This is a genomic window from Spirulina sp. CS-785/01, assembly GCF_028330525.1.
Taxonomy (GTDB): domain Bacteria; phylum Cyanobacteriota; class Cyanobacteriia; order Cyanobacteriales; family Spirulinaceae; genus JAQMSD01.
Genome location: NZ_JAQMSD010000012.1, coordinates 1 through 7,159 on the forward strand (window position 1 = coordinate 1; position 7,159 = coordinate 7,159).

The window sequence follows — 7,159 nt, forward strand, 5'->3', positions numbered from 1 at the left end:
CCCCCAATTGCCATGTAAGCACAGGGGAACAACAGTAACCCAGACCAGCCGATGAACACGAAGCGATCGCGTTTTAGCCAGTCATCGAGGACATCGAACCAACCCCGTTGAGCCGGGGCGCGTCCTACTGCTATGGTCATATCGTTATTTCTCCCAAAAATTTACTGAATAAGCTCTAAACTTTACCCATTGTTCTTAAAACGCACTGACCCCCAAACGGAGTGTCAGAGCAGAAAATGATCTTATTTGTGAGTAAAGTTTACGTTTCTTTACTTAATTATCATAATCAAAAATCACGGAATTCGCCAACACAATTCTTAATTTAACCTTAAAATAATTCGTCTTTTGGGAGGTTGACAAAAGAAAAATAATGTGTATAAGCAAAAAAAAACCCAGAAGTTTTCCCCAGTCCGGGGCAATTGTCCGCAATAATAGGCAGATGAAGACCACAAAGAGACAGCCAAAAGATTGAATGTACACCATTGACATACTGCTCAAGTATTCCCCCATGCCCATTTCCGTCCAACGGAAAGAACAAGAAGACGCAAAAGCGGTGTTTCAAGGCATCTTAGAAGCCATGAAACGAGATCATCCGGAACTGATCCACCTCACCTGCGATAAGCAACCGGAGAAAGAAGTGGCCGTCTTCAGTGACCAGATCAATGCGGTGGTCATCTCTGAGAAATCAGCGACAACATCAGGACGGACACCGGGTTTTTTCAGTAACGAGGGGTAATTGTCCACCCATTGGGGGGAGTGAGTCCCGATAGACTCCACCCAACAGGGGACGAATTGGCCTCTAGTTCTCTAGATCGTCTAATTCGTCCCTAATTTCAGAGTGATCGCAGGTAATACTGACCGAGAGGAGAAGAAAATTTGACCGGCCCCAAATTTGTGTTGTCTCAGGGTCATACAGGCCGAGAGGAGAAGAAAATTTGACCAACCCCACCGCCATCCGTGTGCAGGACTTACAATTTCGTTGGCAGAAAGAGCAGGCCATCTTACGCTCTTGTTCTTTTGCTATTCCCCAGGGGGAGTTTTGGATGTTACTGGGGAGTAATGGGAGTGGCAAATCAACCCTGTTAAGATTGTTGGCCGGGTTACTAACTCCAGAAACCGGAGAGATTTATTTAAATCAACCCGTGGGGTTTGTGTTTCAAAATCCCGATCGCCAGTTAGTCATGCCGACAGTAGGGGCCGATGTGGCCTTTGGACTGGTGAATGAAAATTTATCTCCAGAGGAAGTCTTACAACGAGTCCGAGAGGCATTAACGGCGGTTAATTTATTAGAGTTACAGCGCCGACCCATTTACGCGCTGAGTGGGGGACAAAAGCAGAGAATTGCCATTGCAGGTGCGATCGCCCGCCATTGTAAAGTATTAATCTTAGACGAACCTACTGCCCTTCTCGATCCCGATACGCAAATTGAATTAGTCTTACAAGTGCAAAAAATCGTCAAGGAGCGAGGACTGACGGCCTTATGGGTGACACATCGCCTTAATGAGTTAGATTATTGTGATGGTGCATTACTCCTAGAGAACGGTCAAGTTACCGATCAAGGTGATCCCCAACGCCTCAAACACCGTTTGGATGAGCATTAAAAATTAACAATTAACAATTAACAATTAACAATTAACAATTTGTTCTCCCCCAACTCCCCCATCTCCCAACTCCCAACTCCCAACTCCCAACTCCCAACTCCCAACTCCCAACTCCCGACTCCCAAAAATAAAGTTCGTTCATAAATTGCAATCATTGTTAACATTGAAGAATATTGCTGAATCGTTATAGACCTATTGTGCAGAGCCAATTAAAGAACAATGACTTTGTGGACACCGCTTGCTCATCTATTCGTTGATGGTTATAACATGATTGGGGCGTGGTCAGAATTGCAGCAAATGCGCGATCGCCACGGTTTAGATGCTGCTCGTCAGCAACTCGTCGAGTCTCTCATTAATTACTCGGCTCTTCAAGATTACGAAACGGTCATTGTCTTTGATGCACATTTGCAGCGTGACCCAGAATATCGTGAGCCATTGACCCGCCATCTCTCTGCCCACTATACCAACTTTGCAGAGACGGCAGATACTTATATTGAAAAGGCTTGTGCGTCCCAAGCGCGTCAACTCCGCTATACCCAAAAACGGTTGATTGTAGCCACCTCAGACCGCGCTCAACAGCAAACGGTGACAGGATACGGGGCAGAATGTGTCTCGGCCAAGCAACTAGGCCGTTTAGTCCGACAGGCCAAACTGAAATCTCGACCCAAACAACGCCCCCGCCAGAAATCTTCCGGGCGTTTTTTATTTAATGCCCTCGATGCCCAAGCTCAACAACGGTTAACGCAAATGCGCTTTGGAATGAAATGACTGTTATCTGGGGATTAGAGCCGGAGCAAAAAAATTTTTCAAAAAAATTTCCCAAATTCCTTGACACCCCTGAGAATATTCGCTACATTAATAAACGTCCTGAAAAACAGGAAGTCACCAAGCCCCCATCGTCTAGAGGCCTAGGACACCTCCCTTTCACGGAGGCGACAGGGATTCGAATTCCCTTGGGGGTACTTTAATAAGAAGTAACGAAACACTCGGCAATTACTGCTGGGTGTTTTGCTGTTTGGGAGCAGTAACTGTTACCAGTAATCAGTAGTATATCTCCTTCATCTCCCCTTTGTGTCCTTTGTGTCTTTGTGGTTGAATTCTCCAACTCTCAACTATCTTAAACGTCGTTCCAAACGTTCTCGTAGGAGGAGACGAATTAAGATTCTCACGGTGAGAACTAACCAGAAGGCAGAAATACAGAAAAGCGCGATCGCCCAATTCACATAACTATACACCACCAATAAAATCCCCCCCAACATCGTAAACCCCCAGAAACAGCCATAAATTAAACACCGCACCGCCATATTTAACCGTTTCAAAGCGCGTTCCGTCACCTGGGACCGGACTCTGATTTCAAACTCTCCTTGGTCTAATCGGTCCTCTAACCGTTGGACGGCCACTTGGACGGGGTGGGGTTTATTGAGACGGTGTTGAATGGCATTGCGTGTCTGACGGACGGCCTGCTTCAACAAATTCCCCTTATCTGCTGATTGAGTCAACTTCTGTAAAAATGGTTGACTGGCCGCCAATAAATTATATTGAGGATTCAATGCCCGAGCAATTCCATCTAACGTCGAAACCGACTTAATGACAAACATCATCTGGGCCGGAAGACGAAAGGGTTGTTGCTCGAACATCACATAAACTTCATTACTCATCTGGTCAAAAGCACTCAGATCGACGGGTTTTTCCCGAAATTGGTCTAACACAAACCCCACCAGTCGTTTCACGGGAGTCATATCTGGTTGTGGTTCGAGGAGTCCCATATATACCAGACTATTCACCACCTCCTCGGTGTCTTTCCGCATCACCGCAAAAAAGGTATTAATCATCTGATCTTGGGCCAAGGACTTTACTTCGGTCATTGTGCCAAAATCATAGAAAATTAATTTCCCGTCCTGACTCACGGCAAGATTACCTGGATGGGGATCAGATTGGAAAAATCCATCCTCTAGGAGTTGTTTGAGATAACAGGTAATGCCTAGTTGAATTAAATGATCCGGGTTGATGTTACAGTCTTCAATGGTCATGCGATCGTCAATTTTGATGCCCGGTAGGTATTCTAGGGTTAAGACTCGTTTGGTGGTGTATCGCCAATAGACTTTCGGGGCGATAATGTGGGAAATATGTTCAAAGTTATCTTGGAAGCGTTCGGCGTTTTTTCCTTCGTGGATGTAATCAATTTCTTGAAAGAGTAAGCCAAAAAACTCGTAGTACAACCCTTCTAGGTCATATTGGCGGATTTTGGGGAAATAACGGTTGAGGAAACGGATTAACCGATGAATGACTTCAAAATCGAGGTTAAAGAGTTTTTCGAGGCCGGGTCGTTGGACTTTGACCACTACTTCGTCTCCGGTGTGGAGGATGGCCCGGTGGACTTGTCCTAAGCTCGCAGATGCGAGGGGGGAGAGTTCAAAGTTCCGGAATAAGCCGTTGAGGGAGTTGCCGAGTTCGGTTTCGACTACAGAAATGGCGGTTTCGGAGTCGAAGGGGGGAACTCGGTCTTGGAGTTGTTCGAGGGCTTTGATATATTCGAGGGGAATGAGATCGGCACGGGTGGAGAGGGCTTGACCAATTTTAATGAAGGTGGGCCCGAGTTCTAACATTTGTTGGACAAGCCATTGCGCTCGGCGGCTTTTGCGCTGAGAGGTTAGGTTTCCGGTGACTTGATCCCAACCTAATGCCCCGATGAAGCGAAGGGCAACGGAGAAGATGTCGATCTGTCGAGCGCGAGGGGAATAACGTTTGCGTTGCCACCTAGGCTGTTTTCTAGGCTGTTTTGAGGATGCACTCATAGAGGGTTGAGGACTAAGACGGATATCCCTTACAAGTTATCAGGGTTTGGGTGCATTCCTGCTGTCTTTCTGGTTTTTTTGGGAATGGTGAGGTTGTATTGCACATTTTTGCTATTTTGTCAAATTTAAGTCTCGCGTTGGGGCAGAAATTTTGTCATCGGCCTAGGGGGTGGAAGAATTGTTGTCCTTTAAACTTCCTTGGACTGTTGGGGGTTTTGGGCGAGTTGACGGTTATTGAGACAGAAAACCCCTGTCGATTATTATTTTAGCATCCTTGTCAATAGCCCCCTCAAACCCCTGTAATCTCGTTGCCCATTGGGGTCATTTTTAGCGGTTAATTTTTGTAAATTTGAGGGTTTTATACAAATGACTCATTTATAAATGAGAATATATTATTTTATTTAATTTTCTGGGGAGTAACGGGGTTTTTATTCCCTTCTCTCTATTATCTACTATTCACCTTTGATTCAACCATGACACACAAATTACCCCCTTCTTGGTCTCTCCCGGAAACCATCAAACAACGTTTTGGAGAACGGAGTGCGGGGAAACAACGGGCAATGGAGGCTGAGGGACATTTACTTTTAGTGTTGCATCATGCCCCGCAACCCCATCAGCGCGATCGCAAAATTGTCTTTTTTTGGCGCAAACCGGACGGGAGTTGGGAAGCGAGTATCGGAAAAAAAGGACTGCAACCCCTCAACAAGCATATTAAAGCCTATAATCAAGCGGAAATTGAGTTACAACAACAATATGAAAACGCTCAAGATGCTGAGGATTATTTTACCCTATTAGAAGAAATGATCGCCCTACGGCGGGCCAGCAAAAACCTCCACATGACCCTTCAGACGGCAAGAGAAGAAATTCCCCAAGATCGGGATATTATAGATTTGCGGGACTGGGCCTATGAAATTGAGCGTAGTTTGGATTTACTCTACGAAAATACCAAAAATGCCCTAGATTTCCGCATTGCTCAACGGGCCGAAGAACAAACCCGATTAAGTTTAAAATCTGTAGAGTCGGGGAATCGTTTAAATATTTTAGCGGCTATTTTCTTACCTCTAACGGCCTTGGCCAGTGTCTTTGGCATGAATTTAAATAGTGGCCTAGAGGAAAATGCCATTCTCTCCTTTTGGTCTATCTTTTTCTTGGGGATGGTGTTCGGGTTTTTTGTCTTTCGGTGGGTCACACGAGGACGATGGTGGTAAATTAAACAATACGCTCTCTGCTTTGTTCAATCTAGGAATCATCAATGGTCTTTGATTCCCTCGCATCCCTACATTGACCCCTCATTTTTCCTTGAAGTGAATGTTTATTCCCTTGAACTGGCTAAAATCTTTACCTCTCGTCCCCTTAACATTATTGTTGGTCTTGTGCAAAGCAAACCAGAGACCCTTTCTGGGGGAGGGACTCGCAGCAGTCACTGCACAAACCCCCACTCCTCCCGAAGATTTACCCCTCACCCTTCCCGAAACCTCTACCCTTCGTATTGATGGGTCTTCTAGTATGGCTGAGATTAATCAGTCGGTGAAAAACTTTTTAGAGGAGCAATATTCTGGCCTACAAGTTAAGCTGGAGTATCAGGGGACTGAGGACGCATTAGACGCATTACAAGCAGGACGGATTGATGTTGCGGCCATTGGCCGTCCTCTCACGGATTTGGAAAAAGCCAATGGGTTACGTGCGATCGCGCTACCGAGAAGAAAAATTGCCATCGTCGTGGCCCCCGATAACCCCTTTGTAGGGAGTTTAACCGATCAACAATTCGCCCAAATTTTTCGCGGAGAAATTACCAACTGGTACGAGTTAGGGGGAGTCAATCAACCCCTACGCTTCCTAGATCGTCCCCCCAATAGTGATACCCGTCAAGCCTTACGCAATTATCCCGTTTTTGAAGAAGCAGAGTTTGCAACGGGAGAAACTGCGGAAATCTTACCCGAAGATAGCACAGACGCATTAATTAACGCATTAGACCGTTATAGCCTTGGCTACACCATAGCAGACCAAGCCGTGAATCGGCCAGAACTGCGTATTCTCTTAATGCACAATGTCCCCGTCAGTGACCCCAGATACCCCTTTTCTCAACCCCGGTATTACGTCTATCAAACCCCACCTACTCCCCCCGTTCAATTCCTCCTCAGCACTATTACCACCGCAGATATTCTCAACCGAGTTTCCCCCCAACTTCCAACCCCCCAACCCCCCCAAGACACTCCCGACTCCTCCCCCAACGGAACTCCTTATTTTCTCTGGTTTCTCTTAACCCTACTCCCCCTCACCCTATTAGGGGTTTTATTCTATCTCTGGAAAACAGGCCGTTTACGCAGTCTTTTCGTCTCCACTGAACCCCCAGAACCCCAGTCTCCTCCCTTCTATCCTCCTGTTGATCCCTTAAACTCTCAACAGAGGTCTCTCTTACTCTCCAGTTTAGACCAACCAGAATTAGAACCCGGTCTTTACTTAGTCAAACTAGAACCAAAAACCCCTCAAACCGTTTCCCCCCTAACCCCTCCACAAATTCCCCCACAACCCCCTGCTATTCCTCCCACCCAATCCAAATTTTCCCCAACTCCCGTCCTTTTAACCCCTTCCCCAGACTCCCCAACCCCCCCTTTAACTAGCGAATTTCCCCTCCCCCAACCGCAAGCAACAGACCCCCCCTCTGTTCCGCAAAAAACAGACCCCTCACCCGTAAGAGAACACCCCTCTATTCCTCCTTCTGAACAAGAACCCGTTACTCAAAAAGACCCCTCACCCGTAAGA

At 46.4% G+C, this 7,159-nt stretch carries 6 protein-coding genes, 1 tRNA gene and 1 pseudogene; 6 read left to right on the plus strand and 2 right to left on the minus strand.

All coding sequences use genetic code 11. From position 1 onward, the window contains the following. Window positions 1-140, minus strand: a pseudogene (locus tag PN462_RS00455) (photosystem II D2 protein (photosystem q(a) protein)); the annotation flags it as partial. Window positions 141-472: 332 nt separating this feature from the next. Here PN462_RS00455 and PN462_RS00460 point away from each other — a divergent pair. From PN462_RS00460 to PN462_RS00475, 4 genes are all read left to right on the plus strand, one after another. Continuing rightward, a complete protein-coding gene (locus tag PN462_RS00460; protein WP_272125846.1) occupies window positions 473-736 on the plus strand; it encodes a hypothetical protein in 264 nt (87 codons plus the stop codon). A gap of 199 nt (window positions 737-935) precedes the next feature. Then, entirely contained in the window at window positions 936-1,601 is a 666-nt protein-coding gene (locus PN462_RS00465; protein ID WP_272125847.1) for an energy-coupling factor ABC transporter ATP-binding protein, read from the plus strand. Between the two features lie 219 nt (window positions 1,602-1,820). Next, entirely contained in the window at window positions 1,821-2,369 is a 549-nt protein-coding gene (locus PN462_RS00470; protein WP_272125848.1) for an NYN domain-containing protein, read from the plus strand. 121 nt (window positions 2,370-2,490) lie between these two features. Beyond that, window positions 2,491-2,563 (plus strand) — tRNA-Glu (locus tag PN462_RS00475). A gap of 150 nt (window positions 2,564-2,713) precedes the next feature. On the opposite strand, the gene PN462_RS00480 is transcribed toward PN462_RS00475, so the two are convergent. Then, the gene (locus PN462_RS00480; protein ID WP_272125849.1) at window positions 2,714-4,396 is read right to left on the minus strand and encodes an ABC1 kinase family protein; all 1,683 of its coding nucleotides are present in this window, start codon (window positions 4,394-4,396) and stop codon (window positions 2,714-2,716) included. Between the two features lie 473 nt (window positions 4,397-4,869). Here PN462_RS00480 and PN462_RS00485 point away from each other — a divergent pair, with 473 nt between their 5' ends. Both PN462_RS00485 and PN462_RS00490 read left to right on the plus strand, forming a co-directional pair. Then, the gene (locus tag PN462_RS00485) at window positions 4,870-5,604 is read left to right on the plus strand and encodes a CorA family divalent cation transporter (RefSeq protein ID WP_272125851.1); all 735 of its coding nucleotides are present in this window, start codon (window positions 4,870-4,872) and stop codon (window positions 5,602-5,604) included. 100 nt (window positions 5,605-5,704) lie between these two features. Next, on the plus strand, window positions 5,705-7,159 hold a 1,455-nt coding region (locus PN462_RS00490), incomplete at its 3' end, for a substrate-binding domain-containing protein (RefSeq protein ID WP_272125853.1).

What these genes read in the sequence shown, in the direction of transcription:
- PN462_RS00480 (WP_272125849.1), bottom strand. Translation starts at nt 4,396, where the DNA reads ATGAGTGCATCCTCAAAACAGCCTAGAAAACAGCCTAGGTGGCAACGC.
- PN462_RS00485 (WP_272125851.1), top strand. Translation starts at nt 4,870, where the DNA reads ATGACACACAAATTACCCCCTTCTTGGTCTCTCCCGGAAACCATCAAA.
- PN462_RS00470 (WP_272125848.1), top strand. Translation starts at nt 1,821, where the DNA reads ATGACTTTGTGGACACCGCTTGCTCATCTATTCGTTGATGGTTATAAC.
- PN462_RS00460 (WP_272125846.1), top strand. Translation starts at nt 473, where the DNA reads ATGTACACCATTGACATACTGCTCAAGTATTCCCCCATGCCCATTTCC.